General features: G+C 68.0%; 20 protein-coding genes. 13 read left to right on the forward strand and 7 right to left on the reverse strand.

The features are described from left to right. Window positions 1-94: 94 nt before the first annotated feature. Window positions 95-661 carry a hypothetical protein gene (locus tag SY84_RS15265; RefSeq protein ID WP_046844718.1) on the reverse strand — a complete coding sequence of 189 codons (567 nt, stop codon included), beginning with the start codon at window positions 659-661 and terminating at the stop codon, window positions 95-97. Between the two features lie 298 nt (window positions 662-959). Between SY84_RS15265 and SY84_RS15270 the strand changes: the two genes are divergently transcribed. The 10 genes from SY84_RS15270 (at window position 960) to SY84_RS15315 (ending at window position 12,913) form a co-directional block, all read left to right on the forward strand. Further along, window positions 960-2,090 (forward strand): ABC transporter ATP-binding protein, encoded by a 1,131-nt coding sequence (locus tag SY84_RS15270; protein ID WP_081424626.1) that lies wholly within the window; start codon window positions 960-962, stop codon window positions 2,088-2,090. An 88-nt stretch (window positions 2,091-2,178) separates the two neighbouring features. Beyond that, the gene (locus SY84_RS15275; protein WP_046844720.1) at window positions 2,179-3,006 is read left to right on the forward strand and encodes an ABC transporter permease; all 828 of its coding nucleotides are present in this window, start codon (window positions 2,179-2,181) and stop codon (window positions 3,004-3,006) included. 34 nt (window positions 3,007-3,040) lie between these two features. After that, complete coding sequence (locus SY84_RS15280; RefSeq protein WP_245621358.1) at window positions 3,041-3,910, forward strand: ABC transporter permease; 870 nt, start codon at window positions 3,041-3,043, stop codon at window positions 3,908-3,910. Then, the gene (locus SY84_RS15285) at window positions 3,907-5,004 is read left to right on the forward strand and encodes a polyamine ABC transporter substrate-binding protein (RefSeq protein ID WP_052751204.1); all 1,098 of its coding nucleotides are present in this window, start codon (window positions 3,907-3,909) and stop codon (window positions 5,002-5,004) included. The genes SY84_RS15280 and SY84_RS15285 overlap by 4 nt, the downstream gene beginning before the upstream one ends. Window positions 5,005-5,360: 356 nt before the next feature. Next, on the forward strand, window positions 5,361-7,127 hold the full coding sequence (locus tag SY84_RS15290; protein WP_046844722.1) for an ABC transporter substrate-binding protein: 1,767 nt from the start codon (window positions 5,361-5,363) through the stop codon (window positions 7,125-7,127). 88 nt (window positions 7,128-7,215) lie between these two features. Further along, window positions 7,216-8,199 carry an ABC transporter permease gene (locus SY84_RS15295; RefSeq protein ID WP_046844723.1) on the forward strand — a complete coding sequence of 328 codons (984 nt, stop codon included), beginning with the start codon at window positions 7,216-7,218 and terminating at the stop codon, window positions 8,197-8,199. A 1-nt stretch (window position 8,200) separates the two neighbouring features. Then, entirely contained in the window at window positions 8,201-9,337 is a 1,137-nt protein-coding gene (locus tag SY84_RS15300) for an ABC transporter permease (RefSeq protein WP_046844724.1), read from the forward strand. Between the two features lie 111 nt (window positions 9,338-9,448). Continuing rightward, window positions 9,449-10,495, forward strand: coding sequence for an ABC transporter ATP-binding protein (locus SY84_RS15305; protein WP_046844725.1), 1,047 nt, complete (start codon window positions 9,449-9,451; stop codon window positions 10,493-10,495). After that, window positions 10,492-11,508, forward strand: a complete 1,017-nt coding sequence (locus SY84_RS15310; protein WP_046844726.1) for an ABC transporter ATP-binding protein — start codon at window positions 10,492-10,494, stop codon at window positions 11,506-11,508. The genes SY84_RS15305 and SY84_RS15310 overlap by 4 nt, the downstream gene beginning before the upstream one ends. A gap of 115 nt (window positions 11,509-11,623) precedes the next feature. Beyond that, window positions 11,624-12,913 carry a DUF4139 domain-containing protein gene (locus SY84_RS15315; protein ID WP_046844727.1) on the forward strand — a complete coding sequence of 430 codons (1,290 nt, stop codon included), beginning with the start codon at window positions 11,624-11,626 and terminating at the stop codon, window positions 12,911-12,913. 371 nt (window positions 12,914-13,284) lie between these two features. On the opposite strand, the gene SY84_RS15320 is transcribed toward SY84_RS15315, so the two are convergent. Next, window positions 13,285-14,025 carry a methylenetetrahydrofolate reductase gene (locus SY84_RS15320; protein WP_046844728.1) on the reverse strand — a complete coding sequence of 247 codons (741 nt, stop codon included), beginning with the start codon at window positions 14,023-14,025 and terminating at the stop codon, window positions 13,285-13,287. Continuing rightward, window positions 14,022-17,765 carry a methionine synthase gene (metH, locus tag SY84_RS15325; RefSeq protein WP_046844729.1) on the reverse strand — a complete coding sequence of 1,248 codons (3,744 nt, stop codon included), beginning with the start codon at window positions 17,763-17,765 and terminating at the stop codon, window positions 14,022-14,024. The genes SY84_RS15320 and metH overlap by 4 nt, the downstream gene beginning before the upstream one ends. 380 nt (window positions 17,766-18,145) lie before the next feature. On the opposite strand from metH, the gene SY84_RS15330 reads away from it, so the two are divergent. Both SY84_RS15330 and SY84_RS15335 read left to right on the forward strand, forming a co-directional pair. Beyond that, window positions 18,146-18,916, forward strand: coding sequence for a type 1 glutamine amidotransferase domain-containing protein (locus SY84_RS15330; protein ID WP_052751205.1), 771 nt, complete (start codon window positions 18,146-18,148; stop codon window positions 18,914-18,916). Continuing rightward, on the forward strand, window positions 18,913-19,215 hold the full coding sequence (locus SY84_RS15335) for a putative quinol monooxygenase (protein ID WP_046844731.1): 303 nt from the start codon (window positions 18,913-18,915) through the stop codon (window positions 19,213-19,215). The genes SY84_RS15330 and SY84_RS15335 overlap by 4 nt, the downstream gene beginning before the upstream one ends. A 56-nt stretch (window positions 19,216-19,271) precedes the next feature. On the opposite strand, the gene SY84_RS15340 is transcribed toward SY84_RS15335, so the two are convergent. Further along, on the reverse strand, window positions 19,272-22,016 hold the full coding sequence (locus SY84_RS15340) for an ATP-binding protein (RefSeq protein ID WP_046844732.1): 2,745 nt from the start codon (window positions 22,014-22,016) through the stop codon (window positions 19,272-19,274). Window positions 22,017-22,092: 76 nt separating this feature from the next. On the opposite strand from SY84_RS15340, the gene SY84_RS16600 reads away from it, so the two are divergent. Beyond that, window positions 22,093-22,269 (forward strand): hypothetical protein, encoded by a 177-nt coding sequence (locus SY84_RS16600; protein ID WP_157883018.1) that lies wholly within the window; start codon window positions 22,093-22,095, stop codon window positions 22,267-22,269. A 56-nt stretch (window positions 22,270-22,325) separates the two neighbouring features. Here the strand turns inward: SY84_RS16600 and SY84_RS15350 are convergent, their stop codons facing one another. The 3 genes from SY84_RS15350 to SY84_RS15360 all read right to left on the reverse strand — a co-directional run bounded on the left by SY84_RS15350 (window position 22,326) and on the right by SY84_RS15360 (window position 25,395). Further along, on the reverse strand, window positions 22,326-23,825 hold the full coding sequence (locus tag SY84_RS15350) for a tripartite tricarboxylate transporter permease (protein ID WP_046844734.1): 1,500 nt from the start codon (window positions 23,823-23,825) through the stop codon (window positions 22,326-22,328). Continuing rightward, on the reverse strand, window positions 23,825-24,343 hold the full coding sequence (locus tag SY84_RS15355; RefSeq protein ID WP_046844735.1) for a tripartite tricarboxylate transporter TctB family protein: 519 nt from the start codon (window positions 24,341-24,343) through the stop codon (window positions 23,825-23,827). The genes SY84_RS15350 and SY84_RS15355 overlap by 1 nt, the downstream gene beginning before the upstream one ends. 101 nt (window positions 24,344-24,444) lie before the next feature. Continuing rightward, window positions 24,445-25,395, reverse strand: a complete 951-nt coding sequence (locus SY84_RS15360) for a Bug family tripartite tricarboxylate transporter substrate binding protein (protein ID WP_046844736.1) — start codon at window positions 25,393-25,395, stop codon at window positions 24,445-24,447. Window positions 25,396-25,541: the final 146 nt, after the last annotated feature.

Genomic DNA, 25,541 nt, shown 5'->3' on the forward strand with positions numbered 1-25,541 from the left:
TTCCACCCTGCGTGCTGGTGGCAAGGTGGTGCGCACCAGTCGGCTGAAACGAAAAGCCCCCGGCGCAGGCTCGGGGGCAGGGGCGACAGTCAGTTCAGCGCGACCTGCTGAGCAGCTCCGTGTGCGGCGCGCCGAAGCGGTCGCGCAGGAAGTGCCCCTGCGTGAGCAGCCGGTCGGCGGCGGCGTGGTCGTGCCGCAGCAGGTCGTCCAGACCCTCGTTCAGGCGCTGAAGCTGCTCTCGCAGCAGGCCTTCGGGGTCGCGGCCCTGGGCGCGCAGTTGCTCGCGTCCGGCGGGGGTCAGGTGCAGGTAGGCGCGCAGGGTCTCCGGGAGGTACTCCAGCCGGATCTGCGAGAGCAGCGTCCGCGAACGTTCCTCGGCGGGTGGGGGCGTGTCCTCCAGGCGGCACAGCAGCGCCAGCGCGAACAGCCGGTGCGGTTCCGGCAGGCGAAGGGCGAGCGTGGGTGCGTCGTCCCCGGCGCCGACATGGGGGAGAGGTGCGGGCAGGGCCGGGTGCTCCTGCGTGACGCGGGTGGGAAGCAGGCCACGGCGCAGCGCCTCGCGTTCGAGTTCGTGACGGTGGATCATCTGGCGGCGCAGCAGCGGGAAACCGAACACGCTGCCGAAGAACAGGGCGGGTACGACGATCGCTTCAAGGTCCACGGATCCACCTCCAGGGGGCTGATGATACGGACTCCGGTTGAAAGGTTTGCAGAATCTGCCAACCCGAGCGGACTCGGAGAGCTGCGCGGCAGAGCGAGCAGGAGAGAAACGGGTTCCGGGCGTGGAGTCGGCAACCCGGTGTCCTTCCGGGGTGAGAACGAAACAGACGGAATCCGTTTGGGCCCGACTGTACCCGCCGCGCATGAGTGGCTCGTCCCCCGAAAGGCGGACCTGCTGGGCATGGCCCCTACAATCGGGGGATGACTGAGATGAGGACCGGGGTGACGCCATCAGCGGCGTGACCTTCAAGGGAAAACGCCCGCGTGACCTCGCGGACGACGCGGCCGTCAGCGTGCGCGGCGTGCGCAAGAGCTTCCGCTCGCCGGGCGGCGCGGAGACGCGCGTGCTGGACGACATCGACCTCGATATCCGCCGCGGCGAGTTCTTCAGCCTGCTGGGCCCGTCGGGTTGCGGGAAGACCACGCTCCTGCGCATCCTGGCGGGCTTCGAGCAGCCAGACGCGGGCGCGGTGCTGATCGGCGGGCAGGACATGACCGGCGTGCCGCCCCACCGGCGGGACGTGAACACGGTGTTCCAGAGCTACGCGCTGTTCCCGCACATGACCGTGCAGGACAACGTGGCCTTCGGTCTTCGGATGAAGCGCGTGCCCGCCGCGCAGGTTCGCGAGCGGGTCATGACGGCCCTGGAGCGCGTGCGCATCGCGGACTTCGCCGCGCGCCGCCCGGATCAGCTGTCCGGCGGGCAGCGGCAGCGGGTGGCGCTGGCCCGCGCCATCGTGAACGAACCGCAGGTGCTGCTGCTGGACGAACCGCTCTCCGCGCTGGACCTGAAACTGCGCAAGGAGTTGCAGGTGGAACTCGCCAACCTTCAGGAGAGCTTAGGCATGACCTTCGTGTTCGTCACGCACGACCAGGAGGAGGCGCTGGTCATGAGTGACCGTATCGCCGTCATGAACCGGGGCCGCGTAGAACAGCTGGGCCGCGCCGAGGAACTCTACGAGCGCCCGAGGACGGCGTTCGTGGCGAACTTCCTGGGCAGCAGCAACCTCATCCCCGGCACCGTCCTGACTGTGGACGGCCACGAGGCGACCGTGCAGACCGAGCACGGCCCGCTGCGCACCACGTACGGTGAGGGCCTGCGCCCCGGCCAGAGCGTCACGCTGTCCGTTCGCCCCGAGAAACTCCGCATGGAACGCGACGACGAGACCGAAGGCAACGAGATCCGCGCCCGCGTGGACGACATCGTGTACACCGGCGCCGAGAACCAGTACCTCCTCCAGGCGGGCGGGCAGCAACTGGTCGCGTTCCAGCTGAACGCCGACATCGGCGCGGACGAGGACTTCGACTACGACGAACAGGTCGCCCTGTACCTGCCACCCGATAACCTCGTCGTGCTGGAAGAAGCATGAGGGGCGTTGACAGTCGACAGTTGATGGTCGATGGAACATCTCTCCATCAACCATCAACCTTCAACCATCACCGCACCGGAGGTGCCCCGTGCTGACGGTCCGGCGATTTTTCGCCACGCTGGGGCCGGGCGTACTGTGGCTGGCGGTGTTCCTGATCGTGCCCGCGCTGGTGATGCTGGGGTACTCGTTCCTGACGCGCACGGATCTGGCGCAGGTGGGCGCCCCGTGGACACTGGAGTCCTGGCAGCGGGTATTCGGGTACGACGCGCTGTTCCAGGAGTGGACCGGGGACAACGTGCGGGTGCTGTGGCGCAGCGTGTGGGTCGCCACGCTCAGCACGGCGCTGTGCGTGCTGATGGGGTACCCGCTGGCGTTCTACATCGCCCGGCAGGACGCACGGCGCAAGAACCTGCTCCTGCTGCTGCTGATCATTCCATTCTGGACGAACTTCCTGATCCGCGTGTACGCCTGGATCCTGATCCTGCGGCCCTTCGATCTGGTGCCCAGCCTGACCGCCACGCTGCTCGGCATGGTGTACGCGTTCGTGCCGTTCTTTGTGCTGCCCGTGTACTCCAGCGTCGAGAAGATCGACTGGCGCCTGCTGGAAGCTGCCGAGGACCTCGGCGCGCCGCCCGTGCGGGCCTTCCTGAGCGCCGTGTTCCCGCAGACCCTGCCGGGGCTGGTGGCGGGCATCCTCCTGACGTTCATTCCCGCGCTGGGCACCTTCGTCGTCAGCGACATCCTGGGCGGCGCGAAAACGGCCCTGGTGGGGAACCTCATCCAGAACCAGTTCGGTCAGGCGGGTGACTGGCCGTACGGCAGCGCCCTGAGTTTCCTCCTGATGGGCGCCGTCCTCCTGGGCCTGTGGGCCTACGCTCGCGTGGCCGGGCAGAAGGGCCTGGAGGAACTCGTATGAGTGCGCTGGGCGCACTGTTGATGGTTGAGAGTCGATGGGTGACGGAGGTTCCATCAACCATCAACATCCGACCATCGACGGCCCGGAGGGCCTCATGATCCGGCGGACGCATCCGGCGCTGAGTGCGTGGGCGTGGCTGGTGTACGCGTTCCTGTACCTGCCGATCGTGGTCCTGGTGGTGTTCTCATTCAACGATTCGCGGTTCGGGGCGACGTGGGCGGGCTTCACGACGAAGTGGTACGGGGTGCTGTTCGCCCGCGCGGACGTGCGCGAGGCGCTGGCGCACACGCTGGAAATCGCCCTGCTCAGCACGCTGGTGAGCACGCTGCTGGGGACGCTGGTGGGCCTGGGCCTGTGGCGGTACACGCTGCGCTTCCGCACGGCGCTGACGGGGCTGCTCGTCCTGCCCATCGTGGTGCCGGACGTGGTGATGGGCGTCAGTCTGCTGATGTTCTACTCGTTCGTCCGGCAGGGCCTGGAACGGGCCGGGTGGACGTTCGACAACGGTTTCTGGACGGTGCTGCTCGCGCACGTGACCTTCCAGATCAGTTACGTGGCGCTGACGGTCCGCTCGCGGCTGGCCGGGTACGGCCCGGAACTGGAGGAGGCCGCCCGCGACCTGGGCGCCAGCGGCTGGGAGTCGTTCCGGCGGGTGGTGCTGCCGCTGGCGATGCCGGGCGTGCTCGCGGGGGCGCTGCTGGCGTTCACGCTGTCCCTGGATGATTTCGTGGTCACGTACTTCACGAGCGGGTCGGGCTTCAGCACGCTGCCCGTGCTGATCTACACGAACGTGAAGCGCGGCGTGATGCCGGACATCAACGCACTGAGTGCGCTGCTGGTCCTCGTGACGGTCGTGGCGATCGTCGCGGCGAACGCGCTGCTGCGCCCCCGGAGGGACGCGTGAAGCGGGCCGCGCTGCTGGCCGGTGTGGGGCTGCTCCTCTTGACCGGCTGTTACCGCGTGCAGAAACCCGCTCAGGCCCAGCCGGGCGCGGCGGTTCCGGTGACGCGCGGGGACGGGAAGACGCTGCGGGTATTCATCTGGTCGGAGTACATCGACCCCGATCTGGTGAAGGCCTTCGAGAAACAGAACGGCGTGCGGGTCGTGCTGGACACCTTCGAGAGCAACGAGGCCATGCTCGCCAAGCTCCAGGGGGGCGGGGCGCAGTACGACCTCGCGGTGCCCAGCAACTACGTCGTGCAGACCATGGTGCGCGCCGGACTGCTCCAGCCTCTGGATAAATCCCGGTTGCCGAACCTGAAGAACATCGCGCCCGGCTTCCTGAACGCCGACTATGACCCGGGCAACGTCTATTCCGTGCCGTACCAGTACGCCGCGACCGGCCTGGCGTACAACCGGCAGCGGTACGTGCCGCAGGACACCTGGGCGGAGATCTTCGGCCCGATTGATCGCCACTCGTTCGTGCTGCTCGACGACCCGCGCGAGGTGATCGGCGCGGCCCTGAAGTACCTGGGCTTCAGCGCGAACACCACCCGCGTCGAGGAGCTGCGCGCCGCGCGCGACCTGCTGCGCCGCGTGGTGGCGAAGAAGGGCTTCCAGGGCTTCGACGGTGGCCCCGGCACCCGCAACAAGCTGCTGGCCAGGACCGTGGACCTGGGTCAGATCTACGTGGGTGACCTGCTGATCGCTACCGAGGAGGACGAGAACGTGCAGGTGCTGCTGCCCCGACAGGGCACCACCATCAGCATGGATACCCTGGTCGTCCTCAAGCGCAGCCCCAACCCCGCGCTGGCCCACCGCTTCATCGACTTCATCCTGGACGCGCAGAACGGCGCCCAGCTCAGCAACTACACCTATTACGCCACGCCGAACGCTGCCGCCCGCCCGTACCTGGACGACTTTCTGAAGGACATCCCCGCGCTGAACCCGCCTGCCGCGTGGCTCACCGACGGCCGCCTGGACTTCATCGGCGAGCTGCCAGGGGGGCGCCCGCAGCGGCTGTACGACCGCATCTGGACGGAACTCAAGAGCCGCTGAGCATCTGTAGAAGGGGAGTGGGAGCTTCTTCCTCCCCTGCATGCACTGTGGACCACCTGTTCAGCCCGTCCCTTTAGAGCGGCATACGAACCCGTGGACGCCCTATTCATGCGAATGAGCTGCCGGTCACTTTGATCGGGTGTGCTGTCAAATGAAACCAGCAGCTTTCATGGACTGATCAGATGCAAGATAGTGAATGAATATGCAATTCGGCGCACGGAATGGGAAATTCAGTCCTTGACCGCGGCACGATAGGCCAATATATTTAGCTCGCTGGAAAACGAAATCAGGAACCAAGAACCCGGCTGCGCGCCGGACCTTGTCGTATTTCCTTTCACGCACCCTGGAGGACCCCCATGAAAAAAGCCCTGACTCTTGCCCTGGCCCTGACGGTCGGCACCGCTGCCGCCCAGAGCGCCTTCGTCTGGCCCGCCGCCTGGACTGCCGAGCAGAACACCGCGAACAAACGCGGCGGTGAACTGCGCCTGTCCGCCATCAGCGACTTCAAGACGATGAACCCCTTCACCAGCAGCGAAGCGGACAGCATCCCCGACCGCATGGAGACCGGCGCCGGCCTGTTCACGCAGGACCCCCGCAACGACGAGTTCATCCCCTACATGGCCGCCGCCCCAGCCGTGGTCAGCAACAACAACAAGCGCTTCGTGGTCAAGATCCGCCAGGGCATGAAGTTCAGCGACGGCCAGGCCATCACCGCCGATGACTGGGTCACCACCTGGAAGATCCACACCGACGACAAGGTCGGCAGCAACAGCCGCGACACCTTCTTCCTGGTGGGCAAGCCCATCACGGTCAAGAAGCTCGACACCTACACCCTGCAGTTCGACTTCCCCCAGCCCAGCGCCAGCGCCCTGAGCATCATGAGCTACGCACCCTGGCCTGACCACGTGTTCGGTAAGGCCTACCGTGAGGGCGGTGCCGACGCCGTCAAGAAGATGTGGGGTCTCGCCACGCCCGCCAGCCAGATCGTCAGCCCCGGCATGTGGGTCGTCGACTCCTACCGCGCCGGTGAGCGCACCGTGTTCAAGAAGAACCCCAACTGGGGCGACTGGAACAAGGACAGCCGCGGTCAGGAACTGCCCTACCTGAACACCATGTCCGTGCGCATCGTCGCCGACGCCAACGCGTCCCTCGCCGCCTTCCTGGCCGGTCAGATCGACACCGTCGGCATGCGCAACGCCGACGACCTGGCCCAGACCAAGAAGGCCATCGACAACGGCAGCCTGAAGGCCTTCCTGAAGGCCAACGTCAGCCCCCAGGCCACCAGCCAGTGGATCACCTTCAACTGGAACAAGGCTAGCGACCCCGCCAAGCAGAAACTCTTCCGTGACGTGCGCTTCCGCCGCGCCATGAGCCACATCGCCAACCGCCAGGCCATGGTGCAGCTCGCCCTGGGCGGCCTGGGCAGCGAGACATACTTCAGCACCTACCCCATCTTCAAACAGCAGATTGACGCGGGCCTCGCTGCCGGCGCCCCTCAGTACAAGTACGACCTCGCGCAGGCCAGCAAGCTGCTCGCGCAGATCGGCTACACCAAGAAGAACGCCCAGGGCTACCTGGTCGACAAGAGCGGCAAGGTGCTGGAATTCAACCTGAGCACCAACGCGGGCAACACCGTCCGCGAGCAGCTGGGCCGCATCTTCGCCGACGAGGCCAAGAAGGTCGGCGTGAAGGTCAACTTCACCCCCATCGACTTCAACACCCTGGTCGGCCAGCTGACCTCCAAGGGCGAGAACCGTCCCTTCGACGCCATCCTGCTCGGCCTCTCCGGCGGCAGCAACATCTGGAGCTTCGGCAGCAACGTTGTGCCCTGCGGCACCAACCTGCACTCCTACAACAACCCCACCGACGGCAAGTGCGCCACCAGCCAGGAACAGCTGATGACCAAGCTGTACTACCAAGGCGACGCGGAACTGAACGACGCCAAGCGCCGCGCCATCGGCGGCCAGCTGATGAAGGCTGAAGGTGAACTGCAGCCTGTCATCTACCTGGTCGGCGGGAACTACCATGTGGCCTTCAACGAGCGTCTGGGCGGCGAATTCGCAGCCAACATGATGGACGCCTACTACGGCCACCGCCTCCAGGCGCTGACCTTCATCAAGTAAGCGACCAGAGCAGCACGCTGCTCCCACGGGGGGTGGTCCGCCCGCGCGGACTGCCCCCCACACCCATGACGCCCCCCGGAGAGCCCGCATGATCCCATTCCTCCTGCGCCGACTGGTGCAGTCCATCCCCACCCTGTTTCTGGCCAGTATCCTGATCTTCTTCGTGATCCAACTGGCCCCCGGCGACTTCCTGACGCCCGCCAAGCTCAACCCGAACATCAGCCCTGAACAACTGGCAGCGTTGCAGAGCAATTTCGGCCTGGACCGGCACCCCATCGAGCAGTACTTCCTGTGGATGAAGAACATGCTCTTCAACTTCGACCTGGGCCTGTCGTTCTCCTACCAGCAGCCCGTGCTGGACGTCATCAAACCCCGCATTGCCAACTCGATGTACCTGGTGCTGCTCTCCACCCTGCTGTTCTACGCCATCGCCATTCCCATCGGCGTGTTCGGCGCCGTGCGGCAGAACTCGCTGGGCGACAAGACCATCAACGTCATCCTGTACTTCCTGCTGGGCTTCCCCAGCTTCTTCCTGGCGCTGATCGTCATCTACTTCATCCTGCAGATCCGTTCGGCGACCGGCCTGGACATCCCCATCAACGGCATGACCAGCAACGGCTTTGACAGCATGACGCCCATCCAGAAATTCCTGGATATCGCCAAGCACCTCCTGATTCCAGCGATCATCCTGGCTGTCAGCGACGCCGCCGGACTGACCCGCGTGATCCGGGGTCAGATGCTGGAAGTGATGCGCTCGGACTACATCCGCACCGCGCGCGCCAAGGGCGTCAGCGAACGCACCGCGATCTGGAAGCATACCTTCCGCAACGCCATCCTGCCCATCGTGGCTGGCATCGGCGGCCTGCTGCCCGGCGCGGTCGCCGGCGCCGGGTTCATTGAGGTCGTGTTCGCCTATCCCGGCATCACCCCGATGATCCTCGACGCCCTGAATGCCCAGGACCTGTATCTCATCGCGGGCTTCACCGTGATCACCACCGTCCTGCTCGTGATCGGCAACGCCCTGAGCGACATTCTCCTCGCGGTCGTTGACCCGCGCATCAAGGTCGGCTGACATGACCACCACCGCACCCGCCACCACCCAGAAAAAGGACAAACCGCTCGGTCAGTCCCAGTTCTCCGTCGCCTGGCAGCAGTTCCGGAAAAACCGGCTCGCTCAGGCCGGCGGCCTGATGCTGATCCTGCTGTATGTCATGGCGATCTTCGCGCCGTTCATCGCGCCTGACGCCCTGTCGTCCTACTCGACCAGCAACATCACCCGCTTCCACCCCCCCACCCCCATCCAGTTCCGTGACCCCGACACTGGCGCCTTCACGCGGCCCTACGTGTTCAAGTACACCCAGCAGCTGAACATGGACACCTTCGTGAACGAGTTCAAGCCCAGCGCGGAACGCTGCCCGCTGTACTTCGGGGTGCGCGGCGCCAGCTACAAGATCCTGGGTCTGTTCCCCGGCAACCTTCACCTGTTCGGCACGAACAAGGAAGAGTGCAGTGTGTACCTGTTCGGCGGCGAGGACCTGGGCCGCGACCTGTTCACCCGCACCCTGTACGCCTCGCAGATCAGCCTGACCATCGGCTTCGGTGCGGTGCTGATCACGACCCTGATCGGCCTGATGATGGGCGCCATGGCCGCCTACTTCGGCGGGGTCGTCGACACGATCATCATGCGCCTCGTCGAGGTGCTCGCCGCGATCCCCTACCTGTTCCTGCTGCTGCTGCTGCGCAGCGTGTTCCCCCGCGACATCAACCCGATCCTCGCGCTGTACGTGATCCTCGGCATCCTGGCCTTCATCGGCTGGGGCGGCCTGGCGCGCGTCACGCGCGGACAGCTGCTCAGCGTGCGCGAACAGGACTTCGTGTCCGCTGCCAAGAGCCTCGGCGCCAGCGACAACCGCATCATGTGGCGCCACATGCTGCCCACCCTGACGACCTACGTGATCGTCACGACCAGCCTCGCCATCCCCAGCTTCATCCTGCTGGAAAGCGGCCTGAGCTTCCTGGGCATCGGTGCCGTGGAACCCTACGCGTCGTGGGGCAGCCTGCTCAAGGCCGCGCAGGACGGCGGTCTGAGCAGTCTGAACACCCGCCCCTGGGTGCTCATCCCCGGCTTCTTCATCGTGTTCACCGTCATGTGCTTCCAGCTGCTCGGCGACGGGCTGCGCGACGCCTTCGACCCGCGTAAGCGCGCCTGAACCGCTGTCACGCGCGGCGCGGCCAGCGAAATGGGCCGCGCCGCGCGTGACAAAACGCCCTAGAATCCCCAACGGTTGTATGATGCACAACGTGTTGAAAACGGAGGAACAATGACCCACCAGGGTGAAGTCCTGTTGGCCGTGAACGGCCTGAAAACTTACTTCAGTACCGACGACGGTGTCGTGAAGAGCGTCGACGGCGTGACCTTCCACATCAAGAAGGGCGAGACCCTCGCCGTCGTGGGCGAATCCGGCTCCGGCAAGAGCGTCACCAGCCTGTCGGTCATGCGCCTGATCCCCACCCCTCCCGGCAAGATCGTGGAAGGGGAGATCCTCTTCACCGGCAAGGACGGCGTTCAGAAGAACATCGTCACGCTGAGCGAAGCGGACATGCGCAAGATCCGCGGCAATGACATCTCCATGATCTTCCAGGAGCCCATGACCAGCCTGAACCCCGTCTATACCGTCGGGGACCAGATCGCTGAAGCGGTCATGCTGCACCAAGGCAAGAATAAGAAAGACGCCATGGGCGTCGCCACCGACATGCTGCGCTTCGTGGGCATCCCCGCCCCCGAAAAGCGCGTCAATGAGTACCCGCACCAGATGTCCGGCGGGATGCGTCAGCGCGTCATGATCGCCATGGCCCTGAGCTGCAAGCCCGCCCTGCTGATCGCCGACGAGCCCACCACGGCGCTCGACGTAACCATTCAGGCGCAGATTCTCGACCTGATGCGCAACCTGCAAAAAGAGGTCGGGATGAGCATCCTGTTCATCACGCACAACCTCGGGGTCGTGGCCGAGATGGCCGACCGGGTCGTCGTGATGTACGGCGGCCGTGTGGTCGAGGAAGGCGACGTCGTGGACATCTTCCAGGCGCCCCGCCACCCCTACACCATGGGCCTGCTGAACAGCATTCCCCGCCCCGGCGAGTACGAGCACGTTCCCGGCCAGCCCAAGGGCCGCCTGGAAGCCATTCCCGGCAACGTGCCCAACCCCCTGAGCCTGCCCCCCGGCTGCGCCTTCGAGCCGCGCTGCAAGTTCGCCGTTCCCGACTGCTCCAAGGCGGTGCCCGCGCTGGAAGACACCGGGCACGGCCACATGGCCCGCTGCATCCGCTGGCGCGAATTCGCGCAGGCGCAGCGCGAGGTGACCGCATGACCGCCGTCAGCAACCAGACCCGCCGCACCATGCCCGCCACGGGCGACACCCTGCTGGACGTCCAGAACCTCGAAAAATTCTTCCCGATCCGCGGCGGCCTGCTGTCCCGCGTCGTCGGCAACGTCAAGGCCGTCAACGACGTGTCCTTCAAGGTCGGGCGCGGCGAAGTGGTCGGTCTCGTGGGCGAATCCGGCTCCGGTAAGACCACCGCCGGGCGCGCCATCCTGCGCCTGATCGAACCCACCGGCGGCCAGGTGCTCTTCAACGGCACCGACATCACCAAGCTGTCCAAAGGGCAGATGCGTGACTACCGCCGCGAGATGCAGATCATCTTCCAGGATCCCTTCGCGAGCCTGAACCCCCGCATGACCGTATCCGACATCATCGGGGAGGCCATGCAGATCCACAACCTGCACCCCGGCAAGCAGCGCGTCGACCGCATCGCCGAACTCCTCCAGAAGGTCGGCCTGCGCCCCGAGCACATGCGCCGCTACCCGCACGAGTTCAGCGGCGGTCAGCGCCAGCGCATCGGGATTGCCCGCGCCCTGGCCGTGGACCCCGCGTTCATCGTCGCCGACGAGCCCGTCTCGGCGCTGGACGTGTCCATCCAGGCGCAGGTCGTGAACCTGCTGCAGGACCTGCAGGAAGAACTGGGCCTGACCGTGCTGTTCATCGCGCACGACCTCGCGGTCGTCGAGTACATCTGCGACCGCATCATCGTGATGTACCTGGGCCGCGTGATGGAAATCGCGCCCAGCCGCCAGCTGAACCGTAACCCCAAGCACCCCTACACCGAGGCGCTCCTCTCGGCCGCGCCCGTGCCCGACCCCACGGTCAAGCGCCAGCGCATCATCCTGGAAGGCGACATTCCCAGCCCGATCAACCCGCCCAGCGGCTGCGTGTTCCGCACCCGCTGCCGTTACGCGATCGCCGACTGCGCGAACATCGTTCCCGAACTGCGCGAAGTCAGCCCCGGTCACTTCAAGGCCTGCATCCGCGACGACATCCTGTAAGCCGTCCGGTCTGCACGAACAGCCCGCCGTCCCCATCCCGGGGCGGCGGGTTTTCTGTTGCGTTCCTGACGCACGCTCTCACATCTCATATTGAGCGGCGGGTCACCATCCAGGCATGAAAAACAGCCTGTCAGTCGCCCTCGCGACCGCCGCCACCCTCGCCCTCGGAACCGCCAGCGCCGCCGACCTGCGCATCTACCCCAGCTTCAGTGAGGTGCGTGAACCCGTCACTGCCGACACGAACACCCTCCGCCTGAACCTGCCCCTCGACACCTGGCAGAACATCCTGACCGGCAGCCTCGACCTTGAAGGCCTGACCTTCACGCAGGCCATCCAGAAACAGGAAGCCAACTGGCTCAGCAGCCTCGAAGGCCAGACCATCTACCTGCGCCGCGACGGCAAAACCGAACCCGTCACCCTGATCCGCGCCCGCGACCTGCTCGTCAAGGACGCCCAGGGCCGCTACTTCACCGCCCGCTACGAGGACCTCCAGTTCGACGCCGCGCCCCCGGCCAACCCCCAGGCCCCCACCCAGAGCGTCACCTACACCCTCGCCCAGCCCGGCAAGGGCACCCTCAGTTACCTCACCCGCGCCGTCACCTGGACGCCCCGCTACACCCTGAAGGCCGGTAGCGGCGGCGCGCAGCTGAGCGCCCTGGCCGACATCCGCAACACCACCGAACAGGCCTACGACGTCCGCACCACCGAACTCTACGCCGGAGACGTCACCGTGCAGGGCCAGCAGGAAGCCGCCTACATGATGCGCGGCGCCGCCATGGACGTCGCCATGCCCGCCGCCGCCCCCGCCCCCAAGATCGAAAGCCAGGGCGAACTGCGCGGCCTCTACCGCTACGCCCTCACCACCCCCTTCCAACTTCCCGCGAACAGCGTCACCACCCTCCCCTTCATCACCCCCAAACTCAGCACCTTCGAACGCTACGCCGGCCTCCAGACCTACTTCGACACCGGCACCCGCGACGGCAACCTGAACCGCTCCTACCGCCTTAAGGCCGACCAGCGCCTCCCCGCCGGACCCATCACCGTCCGCGAAGACGGCCGCATCGTCGGCCAGACCAGCATCCCCGACACCCGCCAGGGCGGCACCGTCGACTTCAGCCTGGGCGAGGACCCCGACCTGAACTACACCCGGACCGTCCAGCAGACCGCCCAGACCAAGAACGCCCAGGGCAACGTCACCAAGACCACCTACAAGGTCACGTACGCCTTCGAGAGCAGCAAGGACCGCGCCATCCGCGCCGAAATCACCGAACGCATCGGCGGGCGCGTCATCATCATCGACACCATGGCCCCCGTCAAAAATCAGGGCACCGCGACCCTGAAAGTCGACGTGCCCGCGAAGGGGAAAGTCAGCAAGAGCTTCACCGTTGTGATCGACAACAGCTGAAGCCTTAGCGGAGCCTGGACCTTCGGGGTGTTCCTCGGGGGTCCTTTTCGTTTTCAGCCCCACCCCCAGCCCCCTCCGCAAGCGGCTCATACGAGTACCCCAGAAGGGCAGGGGGGGCCGCGTTGCACTGAGCAAGAGTTTCTACTTATACGACGGGGTTGTATCGGGCGTCGTCGGGTCCGGCCTCGACGCCATCCTGCCACCCCCCGCAACGCCTGCGCGCTTCGCGCATGACGGCCGGTGGCAGTCGGCGGTGAGGTGAGTGGTGGGACGCTCGGGGCTACTGATCGACCTTGTTTTTCTCTTGCTCCTCCCCCTTCAGGGGGGAGGCCGGGTGGGGGTGGTTCACAGCCCGCAGCCCAGACCCTTGCTCAGAGAATGCCGCCCAGGTACTCCAGCACGTTCACCTTCACGGGCATGAAATACGCGTGCTGCTCCCGCTCGCGGGCGAAGGTCAGGAGGTCACGGGCGAACGCGCGGTTGCAGTCCAGGGTGGGTGTGAACGTGCGGGGGAACACCGCGTGGTTGCGGGCCCGCCAGTAGTTGAAGCTGGCCTCCGTGAGGATGCTCGTCGCGCCCCACCACACGTCCGTGCCGTCCGGCAGGAGGTCGGCCCAGGTGTCCAGCAGGCGCAGGTCGAAGAACGGCTGCGTGAAGAACCCGGCCGCGCCTGCGTCCAGCTTGCGCTCCAGATAGTCCCGCTCGCGGACGAACGACTGCCGGTACGGATCCAGCCCGGCGTACACGCGCAGGTGCGGCGCGTCGCGGTTCAGGCGGCGGATCAGGTCCACGGCGTCCTGGTCGTACACCCTCGCGCTCATGTCGATCGGCGCGTCCCCGGTCACCACGAGGACCTCGCGGATCCCGTGCTCCTCCAGCAGCGGCAGGAACGGCAGCGGCTCGCGCGGGTTGAAATCCACGGCGCGCAGGTGCGGAATCGCCGCGAAGCCCGGCCGGGCAAACCCACACCCCACCCAGGACCTCAGCGAGTACCGCGTCAGGTCCGGCACGTTCACGGTATCTACCCCGCCCAGTGCGCCCGCGACCTCCGCGATCTCCGCACGCAGACCAGAACGGGACCGGGGCACCAGCTCGACAGAGACGCGCGTCACTGGCCGCCTCCGGCGGCGGTCGATGGTTGAAGGTTGACGGTTGAGAGTTGTTGTCTTTCAACCATCAACTGTCCACCATCAACACCCGCAGGGTCATACGCGAGGATCGGCCCCAGCCAGCGTTCGGTTTCCTCGACGCTCTGGCTCTTGCGGCGGGCGTAGTCCTCGATCTGGTCGCGGCCGATGCGGCCCACGGCGAGGTAACGCGCTTCCGGGTGCGCGAAGTACAGCCCCGACACGGTGGCGGCAGGAGTCATGGCGCACGATTCGGTCAGGCGCAGGCCGACTTCCTCGGCGTTCAGCAGGGTGAACAGCGTGCGTTTCTCGGTGTGGTCGGGCTGCGCGGGATAGCCAGGTGCGGGACGGATGCCCTGGTAGCGCTCGCGGATCAGGTCGTCGTTGCCCAGCGCTTCCTCGGGCGCGTAGCCCCAGTGCCGCACGCGGACGTCCCGGTGGAGTTTCTCGGCGAAGGCCTCGGCCAGCCGGTCCGCGATCGCCTTGACCAGAATGGCGTTGTAATCGTCGTGCTGCGCCTCGAACTTCGCCGCGAGTTCCTCTGCGCCGTGAATCGCCACCGCGAACGCCCCGATATGATCCCCGTCCGGCAGGATGAAGTCCGCCAGCGCCGCGTTCGGCGTGGTCTGTTCGCGCTGCTGGCGCAGGGTGTGGAGGCGGGTTGATGGTTGATGGTTGATAGATGACGGGATCTGGTCGTTTCCATCAACCATCAACGTTTCACTATCAACCACAATGTCGTCTCCGTCGCGCTGCGCGGGCCACAGGCCGATCACGCCGCGCGCGGTCAGGAGCTTCTCGTCGATGGCGCGCTGGAGGAGGGTCTGCGCGTCGGCGAAGAGTTTGCGGGCTTCCTCGCCGCGCAGGGGGTCGGTGAGGATGTTCGGGTAGATGCCCTTCATCTCCCAGGCGATGAAGAACGGCGTCCAGTCGATGAAGTCCAGCAGCTCCGCGATGGGCTGCTCGATGACCTGACGGCCCGGTTCGCGAGGGGCGGGCGCGGGGGTGGGGGAGACCTGCGGCGCGCGGGCGCGGGCCTCCTCGATGGGAATCAGGCGCACCTGCCGCCCGCCGTGCCGTTCGCGCAGCGCGTCGTACTCCTCGCGCACGCGGTCCTGCACGCCCGCCGGGTCGGCGAGGAGGTCGGCGGTGGTCGTCACGGCGCGGCTGGCGTCCAGCACGTGCACCACAGGGCCGGGGTAGGCGGGGTCGATCTTCACGGCGGTGTGCGCGCGGCTGGTGGTCGCCCCGCCGATCAGGAGGGGCAGGTTCAGGCCGCGGCGGGTCATCTCGCGGGCCACGGTGACCATCTCGTCCAGGCTGGGGGTGATCAGGCCGCTCAGGCCGATGACGTCCGCGCCGATCCGCTCGGCCTCGTCGAGGATCTTCTCGGTGGGCACCATCACGCCCAGGTCGGTGACCTGATAGCCGTTGCACGCCAGCACCACCCCGACGATGTTCTTGCCGATGTCGTGCACGTCGCCCTTCACGGTCGCCAGCAGCACGCGGCCCTTGCCACCGGCTTCCTGCTTCTCGGCTTCCATGTACGGCGTGAGGTACGCCACGGCGCGTTTCATCACGCGGGCGGACTTCACGACCTGCGGCAGGAACATCTTCCCGGCGCCGAACAGGTCCCCGACGACGTTCATGCCGTCCATCAGCGGCCCCTCGATGACCTTCAGCGGCGAGCCGAGCTCCTGATACGCCTCCTCGGCATCGGCGTCCACGAAGTCCGCGATGCCCTGCACGAGCGCGTGCTTCAGCCGCTCCTGCACCGGCAGGTCCCGCCAGGGGCTGCCCGCGCCGACCTCGCGCTTCACGCCCTTGTAGCGGTCGGCGAGTTCCAGGAGGCGTTCCGTGGCGTCGGGGCGGCGGGCCAGGATCACGTCCTCCACCGCGTCGCGCAACTCGGGTTCGATGTCCTCGTACACGGCGAGCATCCCGGCGTTCACGATGCCCATGTCCAGCCCCGCGCGGATGGCGTGGTACAGGAACACGGCGTGCATCGCCTCGCGCACGTGGTTGTTCCCCCGGAACGAGAACGACACGTTGCTGATCCCGCCCGACACCAGCGCGCCCGGCAGGTTCGTCTTGATCCAGCGGGTCGCCTCGATGAAGTCGATGGCGTAGCGGTCGTGCTCCTCGATGCCGGTCGCGACGGTCAGGACGTTCGGGTCGAAGATGATGTCCTGCGCCGGGAAACCTACCTGCTCGGTCAGCAGGCGGTAGGCGCGGGAGGTGATCTCCTTGCGCCGCTCCAGGTTGTCCGCCTGCCCCTGCTCGTCGAAGGCCATGACGACTGCCGCCGCCCCATAGCGGCGCAGCAGACGGGCGCGTTCCAGGAACTTCTCCTCGCCGTCCTTGAGGGAAATGGAGTTCACGACCGCCTTGCCCTGCACGCGCTTGAGGCCCGCCTCCAGGATCTCCCACTTGCTGGAATCCAGCATCAGCGGCACGCGGCTGATGTCCGGTTCCCCGGCCAGGAGGTTGAGGAACTTCACCATGGCGGCCTCGCCGTCGAGCATGCCCTCGTCGAAGTTCACGTCCACGATCTGCGCGCCGTTCTCGACCTGCTGCCGCGCGATCTTCAGGCCCGCGTCGAAATCCCCGGCCAGGATCGCCTTCGCGAACTTGGGACTGCCGGTCACGTTGGTGCGCTCGCCGACGTTCACGAAGTTCAGTTCCGGCGTGACGTTCAGCGGTTCCAGGCCACTCAGGCGCAGCACGGCGGGCTGCTCGGGGGCCACGCGCGGCGTGATCTCGCGCACCGCGTCGGCAATTGCCCGGATGTGCTCAGGAGTCGTGCCGCAACAGCCGCCCACGATGTTCACGAGGCCCTCTCGCGCGAAATCGGCCAGCACGCTCGCCGTGTGCTCGGGCGTCTCGTCGTACTCCCCGAAGGCGTTCGGCAGACCCGCGTTCGGGTGCACGGACACCAGCGCGTCCGTGTTCGCCGCGATCTCACGCAGGTGCGGGCGCAGCAGGTCCGCGCCCAGCGCGCAGTTCAGGCCCAGGCTGAACAGGTTCGCGTGCGAGGTGCTGATCGCGAACGCTTCCGGCGTCTGCCCGCTCAGAGTGCGCCCGGACGCGTCCGTGATCGTGCCGGACAGCATGATCGGCAGCGTCTTGCCGGTGCGGGCGAAGGCCTCCTCGCAGGCGAACAGCGCCGCCTTGGCGTTCAGGGTGTCGAACACCGTCTCCAGCAGCAGCAGGTCGGTGCCGCCCTCGATCAGACCCTCGGCGGCCTCGGTGTACGCGGCCACCAGATCGTCGTAGGTGACGTTGCGGAATTCCGGGCGTTCGACGTCCGGCGAGAGGGTCGCTGTGCGGTTCGTCGGGCCGATGCTCCCCGCCACCCAGCGTGGCCTGCCGTCGCGGGCCGTGAACTCGTCGGCCACCTCGCGCGCCAGCCGCGCACCCTGCACGTTCATCTCGCGTGCCATGCTTTCCGTGCCGTAGTCCGCCTGACTGATCGTCGTGGAGTTGAAGGTGTTCGTGCTGGCGATATCGGCGCCCGCCGCGAAGTACGCGCGGTGCACGGCGCGGATCACGTCCGGCTTCGTCAGTTGCAGCAGGTCGAAGTTCCCCCGGTACATCCGCAGGGGGTCGGCCCCGTCCCACCGGAAGTCGGCCTCGGTCAGGCCCGCCTGCTGAAGCTGCGTGCCCCACGCTCCGTCCAGAATCAAGATGCGTCTGCGCGCCTCGGCGCGGATATCGGTACTCATGGTCTACCCCTGTACAGCAGAAAGCCGCCCCTGGGCGGCCTCGAAAGTCCTTGCGCGAGTGCTGCGCCGCTTCTGGGCCATCGTCCCCGCTCGCGCCATCGTCAGCGCACCCACGCGGGTCTTCTCTGAAAGCACCGAGTGCCGCAATGAGGGCCGGTTGCCACGCCATCACAGGGCAGAAAATTCCCTCCGGCGGTTCTGGATGACCACGCCCGGCAGGCGCGGTTGTGCAGAGAATAGCGCGCTGCGTGTGCCTCACCCGGCGGGGTGCATGGACAGGCTCGCCGGGTTCAGGGCGCCTTCACCCAACCTGAATGCTTTAGAAAGCAAAGTAAGGGGTTCGACAGTCCACCCGCCCGTCGGCGCTTAAGGTGTCGCCCATGACCAAGAACATCCTCGTCGTGATGTCCAGCGAAGACCAGCTCCCCCTGAAAGGCGGCCAGACGCACGCCACCGGCTTCTACCTCAACGAATTCGGCGTGCCCGCCCACCGCCTCACCCAGGAGGGCTACACGCTGACCATCGCCACGCCCAGGGGGAACCGCCCCCCCATGGACCACGGCAGCGACACCAAGGACTTCTTCAAGGACGAGGCCGAACACCAGCAGATCAAGGCCTTCGTCGAGCAGACCCTGAGCGGAACTGTCCACAAGCTGAGCGACGCCGCCGCGAACCTCGACCAGTTCGACGCGGTGTTCCTGCCCGGCGGGCACGCCCCCATGATCGAACTCATGCGCGACGCCGACCTGGGCAAGGTCCTGCGCCACTTCCACGGGAAGGGCCAGCCCACCGCGCTGATCTGCCACGCACCCGTCGCCCTCCTCGCCGCGCAGCAGGACGCCGCCGCGTACCAGCAGGCCCTCCAGAACGGCGAGACGCCCGCCGCGCAGGACTTCATCTACGACGGCTACAAGGCCACCGTGTTCAGCACCCCCGAGGAACAGGACGCCGAGAAGACCTTCGAGGCCCCCATGCAGTACTACCCCGCCGACGCCCTGCGCGCCGCGGGCATGGACGTGCAGAACGGCGGGAAGTACACCAGCCACGTCGTGCGTGACCGTGAACTCATCACCGGGCAGAACCCCATGAGCGACGAGGAATTCGTCACCGCCCTCCTCGGCGCGCTGAAGGGCGACACGGTGAACGCATGAGCGTCATCGCCGTCCACGCCATCATCACGCCCAAACCCGAGCACGTCGACACCGTCCAGGCCGAGATGCTGAACATGGTCCGCGCCAGCCGTCAGGAGGAAGGCAACCTCCGCTACGACCTGCTGCGCGAGGAGAAGGACGGCGCGGTGCGGTTTCACGTGCAGGAACGCTACCGCGATCAGGCCGCCGCGCAGGCCCACCGCGACAGCGAGCACTACAAGGCGTACCGCGCCAAGGCCGGAGACTGGTTCGCCAGCGCCCCAGAAGTGACGGTGCTTCAGGAAATCGACGTCGCCTGACCCGCCGAACCGGAGGCCGCCACTGGGATCTTTCCTGGTGGCGGCCTCGTGCTTGCTCAGCCCAGCGCGGTGACCGGCCTAGCCGCCAGCGCCGCCAGCAGCGGACGCAGCACGTCCCAGCCCTCCTCGCCCCCCGGGGTCAGGAGGGTCTGCGCCTCGGCCGCCAGGGCGGACGCGACCTCCCGCTCGCCCTGATCGAAGGCCAGCGCTGCCTGCTCCGCGACGATCAGCCCCCGGATAGAGCCCGCGTTCAGGGTGCGGGCACTGTCGCCCGCCTCGCGCAGCGACTGTGCGGCCTCGCAGAACTGCCCCAGGCGGCGCAGGCACGCCCCCACCTTCCACAGGCTCAGCACCCGCCCGCGCGACAGGGTGCCCGCCGGCAGCACCTCCACGGACTGCCGGTAGGCCCGCTCGGCCTGCGCGAACTCACCGGTCCGGTACGCACCGTATCCCAGCCAGTACAGGACGTTCGACGCCCGCACCGGCAGCCGCTCCCGCGTCAGCGCCAGGGACTCTTGGAGCAGCAGCGCCGACGCGGGCCAGTCCTCCAGGCAGGCCAGGGCCGCGCCGCCCTCCAGCAGCAACGCCGAGCGGACGTCGTCATCCAGCGCCCCACCGAAACGCTCCAGGGCCGCCCGCACCTCCGCGACCGCCAGGGCGTACTCGTCCCGTTCCGTGTGCCACTTTGCGCGGCGCGCGGCGAGATCCGCCCAGCACCCCGCGTCGTCCAGTCCGGCCGCGAGCTGCGCCAGTGCGGTCAGTTCCGCCTCGCGGCCCGGTTCGTCATCCAGGTGGCGGCAGAGTTCACTGCGGGCCACCCGCACCGCGAACGCCTCGCGCGGCGGCGCGCCGCACGCCAGCGCCCGCCCGTACAGCGCGAAGGCGTCCGCGTGCGCGAATAGGCCCTCGGCCTCCCGTGCCGCCTGCACCCACAGCGGCCACGCCCGCCCCGGCTCTCCACCCCGCTCGAAGTGCCGCGCCACCGTCCCCGCCGGGGTCCCGGCCGGGGCCAGCGCCGCCAGTCCCGCATGCAGGTGCGCCCGGCGCGCGCCGCTCAGGCCGTCCAGCATTGCCCGGCGGTGCAGGTCATGCCCGAACCGGAACCCTGCCCCGTCCGGGGTGACCAGCCGCGCCTCCTGCGCCCGCTCCAGCTCGTCCAGCGCGTCCCCGACCGGCACGCCCACACACCCGGCCACCAGCGCGGGCGGGAACGCCTCGCCCCACAGCGCCCCGGCCTGAAGGAGCTGCCGTGTCACGCGGCCCAATCGCTCCACGCGCCCCCGGATCGCCTGCGTCACCGACGGCGGGACCGGCACCTCGGCGTAATCCACCGTGAACGCATCGAACGGCGTGTGCCAGCGCCCACCCCGCTCGGACAGCACGCCCCGCTCGCGCAGGTCCCGCAGGGTCTCCATCAGGAACAGCGGATGCCCGGCCGTCGCCTCGAACAGCCGCGCGGTGAACAGCGGCGCCTCGCGGCCCGCCAGCTGCGTGATCAGCTCCGCCACCCCCTCCAGCGGCAGTTCCTGAAGGGTCAGACGCGGCGGATTCACCCGCGCCAGGACCTCCAGCACGTCCGCCCGCCCCGCCAGGTCCTCCGGGCGGGCCGAGAGCCACAGGTGCCGCGCGCCCCGGTGCAGCGCCAGGAACGCCGCCTCCAGCGAGCCAGCGTCCAGCCAATGCAGGTCCTCGGCGATCAAGGGGCGGCTCCCCGCCAGGGCCAGCAGCGCCTGCGCCAGCACGTCCAGCGTCGCGCCCCGGTCCGGCAGGCCCGACCCGCCCGGCGCCCCCAGTGCCGCCACGAGCGCCGGCCGCAGCGGCTCCGGGCACCACGCCAGCGACGGCTGTGCCCGCAGGGCGTCCAGCAGCGCCCCGAACGGCAGCGGCGTGAGCTCCGGCGCGCCGCGCAGCACCAGTGCGTCGCCTCCCGCCCCGCGCAGCAGCCGCGATTTCCCGATGCCCGCCTCGCCCAGTACCAGGATCGTCCGCGCCGCACGCAGCGCCGCGACCTCCGCCGAGCGGCCCACCAGCGGCCCCGGCGGCGCCGCGTTCCCGGACAGCCCTGGCGCCACCCCCCGCGTCGGCCCCGGGTCCTGCGCCAGCGTCTGGGCGAGCAGGCGCGTGGCAGGCAGTGGCTGGGCGTGCGCTCCCAGTTCCTCGCGCAGGCGGCGGCACAGCGCCCGGTAGGCGTCCAGCGCCTCCTCCCGCTGCCCCCGCCCCGCCAGGGTCTCCATCTGCGCCCGCACGCTCCGCTCACGCAGCGGGTCCAGCCCCAGCGACCGCGCGTGCGCCGCCAGCACGCCCGGCCACGCCCCCCGCGCCGCCTCGTGCGCCGCCAGCGCGTCAAGCGCCCGCAGCTGCTCGTCCAGCGCCTGCCCCGCCACCCGCTCCTGCCACGTCCCGAACTCCGCCGCGCCCGGCACGCTCAGGTGATCCAGGAACCGCCCACCCACCCGCGCCGCCCCGCCCGGCGCGTCCTCTGCCGCCAGGGCCGCGCGCAGCGCGAGCAGATCCACCTGCACCTCGCCGCGCAGCGCCGCCGCCCCCGGCGTGACCTCCAGCCACTCCGCCAGCCCCGAGCCCCGGAGGCGGTGCAGCTGCACCCGCAGGTTCCGGCGCGCTGCCTCGCCCCCCTGATCCGACCACAGCAGGTCGGCGAGCACCTCGCGCGGCGTCTCGCCCTCCAGCGCCAGGAACATGAGGAGCGCCAGACTCTTGCCCGTCACGTCCAGCAGCCCGGCCGGGCCGGTCACGCGGGGCACGCCCAGCGTCCGCAGGATCAGCACTGACCCGGTGTGCATGAGTGTCCCCAGTGTACGCGCGCAACGCCCGCGCAACACCCCCCACGTCAGACTGCCCCGCAAGGAGACCCCCCGCGTGCCCCCCCCACAGCCCCCCACCGCGTACATCATCCGCATCGAGCCGCCCACCCCCGCCACCCGCCCCACCGTGCACCTGGAGCCCCAGGGCCGCCCGCAGGACACCCGCACCTTCCACGACGTGGATGAATTGCTGCGGCACCTCTGGCTGCTGCTGGAGGGCGGCGTGCGCTGAGCAAAAGCAAGAGGTCGGGCGCGTCATGGCCCGACCTCTTCCTGATCCGATGGTGTTTAGCTGGCCGCACCCTGCCGCGCCGCGCGGGACTTGAGAATCTGCGGCACCACCAGCGCCGCCAGCACGATCAGCAGGATGAAGGCCGACAGCGGCTGGCGCACGAACACGCTGATGTCCCCGCCGCTCTGCTGCATCGCCGTGCGGAACTGGCTTTCCGACACCGGCCCCAGGATCACGCCGATGATCGCGGGCGTGACGGGGAAGTCGAAGCGGCGCATGCCGTAGCCGATCACGCCGAAGATCGCCAGCAGGAACAGGTCGAACACGCTGTTGTTCAGCGAGTACACGCCCACCGTGCTGAACACCAGAATCCCGGCGTACAGGAACGGACGGGGGATCAGCAGCAGTTTCGCCCAGAGGGGAGCCAGCGGCAGGTTCAGGGCCAGCAGCATGACGTTCCCGATGTACAGGCTGGCGATCAGGCCCCACACGAGTTCCGGGCTGGTCACGAACAGCAGGGGTCCGGGTTGCAGCCCGTACTGCTGGAAGGCGGCCAGCAGGATCGCGGCGGTGGCGCTGGTGGGGAGCCCCAGCGTCAGCAGAGGCACGAGCACGCCTGCCGCCGACGCGTTGTTCGCCGCTTCCGGCCCGGCCACACCTTCGATGGCGCCCTTGCCGAACTCCTCGGGATGCTTGCTGAGCTTCTTCTCCAGGGTGTACGACAGGAAGGTGGGGATCTCCGCGCCGCCCGCCGGAATCGCGCCAAACGGGAAGCCAAGCGCCGTGCCGCGCAGCCACGGCTTCCACGAGCGCCGCCAGTCCTCACGGTTCATGCGGGCGTTCCCGTCCAGTTTGATCACGCTGGCCTTGTCCTTGCGCAGGCGGCTGGCGACGAACAGCGTCTCACCCACCGCGAACAGGCCGATCACGACCGTCACGAAATCAATGCCGTCCAGCAGTTCCGGGTAGCCCAGCGTGAAGCGCGCCTGACCACTCTGGAGGTCGGTGCCGATCAGGCCGATCGCCAGCCCCAGGAACAGGCTGATCAGGCCGCGCAGCGGCGAGCCGCCGAACGTGGCGCTGATGGTCACGAACGCCAGCATGATCAGCGCGAACTTCGCGCTGGGCGGAATCTGCACCGCGACCTCCGCGATGGCGGGCGCGGCAAAAGTCAGGAGCGCCGTGCCGATGGTGCCCGCCACGAACGACCCGATCGCGGCGGTGGCCAGCGCGGCGGCAGCGCGGCCCCGGCGGGCCATCTTGTTGCCCTCCAGGGCGGTGATGATGCTGCTCGATTCGCCCGGGGTGTTCAGCAGGATGCTGGTGGTGCTGCCGCCGAACATCCCGCCGTAGTAGATCCCGGCGAACATGATGAACGCACTGACGGGCGGCAGCTGCGCCGTGACGGGCAGCAGCAATGCCACGGTCAGCGCCGGGCCGATGCCGGGCAGCACGCCCACCAGGGTGCCCAGCGTCACGCCGATCAGGGCCCACAGCAGGTTCAGCGGGGTGAGGGCAGTTTCGAAGCCCGCCAGCAGGGACGTGACGGCCTCCATTACAGCACCCCTTTCAGGATGCCCGGCGGGAGGCTCAGGCCCAGGCCGCGCGTGAACGCCACGTACGTGACGAGCGCGACGATCAGGGCGACGCCCGCCAGCAGAGGCAGGCGGCGCTCACCGAACGCGAAGCCCACGCTGAAATACATGACGGCTGTGCCCACCACGAAGCCCAGCGGCACCAGGATCATCGAACCCAGCAGGAAGCCGCCCAGGATGATGCCCGGCTGGCGCAGGTCCGGCTGGGCGTCCGGGTCGCTGTCCTCCTCGGCGGCGGGTTCGGCGCGGTAGCCGCGCAGGGTCGCCACGAGCAGCAGTGCGCCCAGCGCCAGCGTGCCGACCGACACGATCATGGGGAACACGCGCGGGCCCACGTAGGCGTTGATGCCGAAGGGAATCTTCAGCGTGCCGGTCAGCAGCAGGGCCCCGACGATCAGGACGCCCAGCGCGACCAGCAGGTCCGGGACGCTCAGACCGCGGCGCTCGGGGGGAATGGGGGTGGGGACGGGATCAGACATGCACGGAACCTCGCAGGGCAGGGGAGGGTGGGGGGGACGCAACGTGGGGCCGGGCGGCGCGAAGGAAACTCGCCACCGCCCGGCACGACCAGCCGCAGGCTTTACTTGACGAGCCCGATATCCTTGAGGATCTCGCGGGTGCGGGTCGCTTCCAGCTTCAGGAACACGTCGAACTTGCTGCCGCTCATGTACAGGTCCGTCCAGTTGCGGGTCTTGAGGGTGTCCTTCCACTCCTTGCTGGCGTGCAGTTTGTCCATGGCGGCCACCAGCGCGCCCTTCTCGCTGCTGCTCAGGCCGGGGGCGGCGACGATGCCGCGCCAGTTGGCGAGTTCCACGTTGAAGCCCTGGGACTTCATGGTGGCGACCGGAATGCCCGGCTGGGCCTTGGGCGCGCTGATGCCCAGCGCGCGGAGTTTACCGGCCTTGATCTGCGCCTCGAACTCGCCGTACCCGGCGACGGCGGCCGTCACCTGGTTGCCCAGCACCGCCGCGAGCGTCTCGCCGCCGCCGCTGAAGGGCACGTAGTTCATCTTGCGGGGGTCCACGCCCGCCGCCTTGGCGAACAGGCCGACGAGCATGTGGTCGGTGCCGCCGGCGCTGCCGCCCGCGAAGGGCAGGCTGGGGTTGGCCTTCCAGGCGGCCGCGAGGTCACCCAGGGTCTTGTAGGGGCTGTTGGCAGGCACCACGATGACCTCGTACTCGCCGGTCAGGCGGGCGATCGGGGTGACGCGGCTGAGGTCCACCTTGGAGGAGTTCGTCTGGATCGCGCCGACCATCACGAGCCCCATGGTCATCAGCAGGTTGCTGTCGCCCTTGCTGTTGTACAGCTGCGCCAGGCCGATGGTGCCGCCCGCGCCGGGCACGTTGAAGACCTGCACGGGCTTGGCGATGCCCTGGTTCTGGAGGCCACTCTGGATGGCGCGGCTGGTCTGGTCCCAGCCGCCGCCAGGGCTGGCGGGGGCCATGATGCGCAGGTTGCTGAGGTTCTGGGCGGTGGCGGGCGCGGCGAACGTCAGCAGGGCGGACGCGGCCAGGATGGCAGTCTTCTTCATGGGGTTCCTCCGGTGAGGGGGTGGGTTGTGGTGTCACCCGTACCCTACGCCGACCCGGCCCCGGTCACAAGAGTTTTTTTGCGTGCTGGCCGCAAAATCTATGTACGCAATGCACGCCCGTGAACGCAATGCACGCAACCCCTGGG

The sequence above is a fragment of the Deinococcus soli (ex Cha et al. 2016) genome, from assembly GCF_001007995.1.
Lineage (GTDB): Bacteria > Deinococcota > Deinococci > Deinococcales > Deinococcaceae > Deinococcus > Deinococcus soli.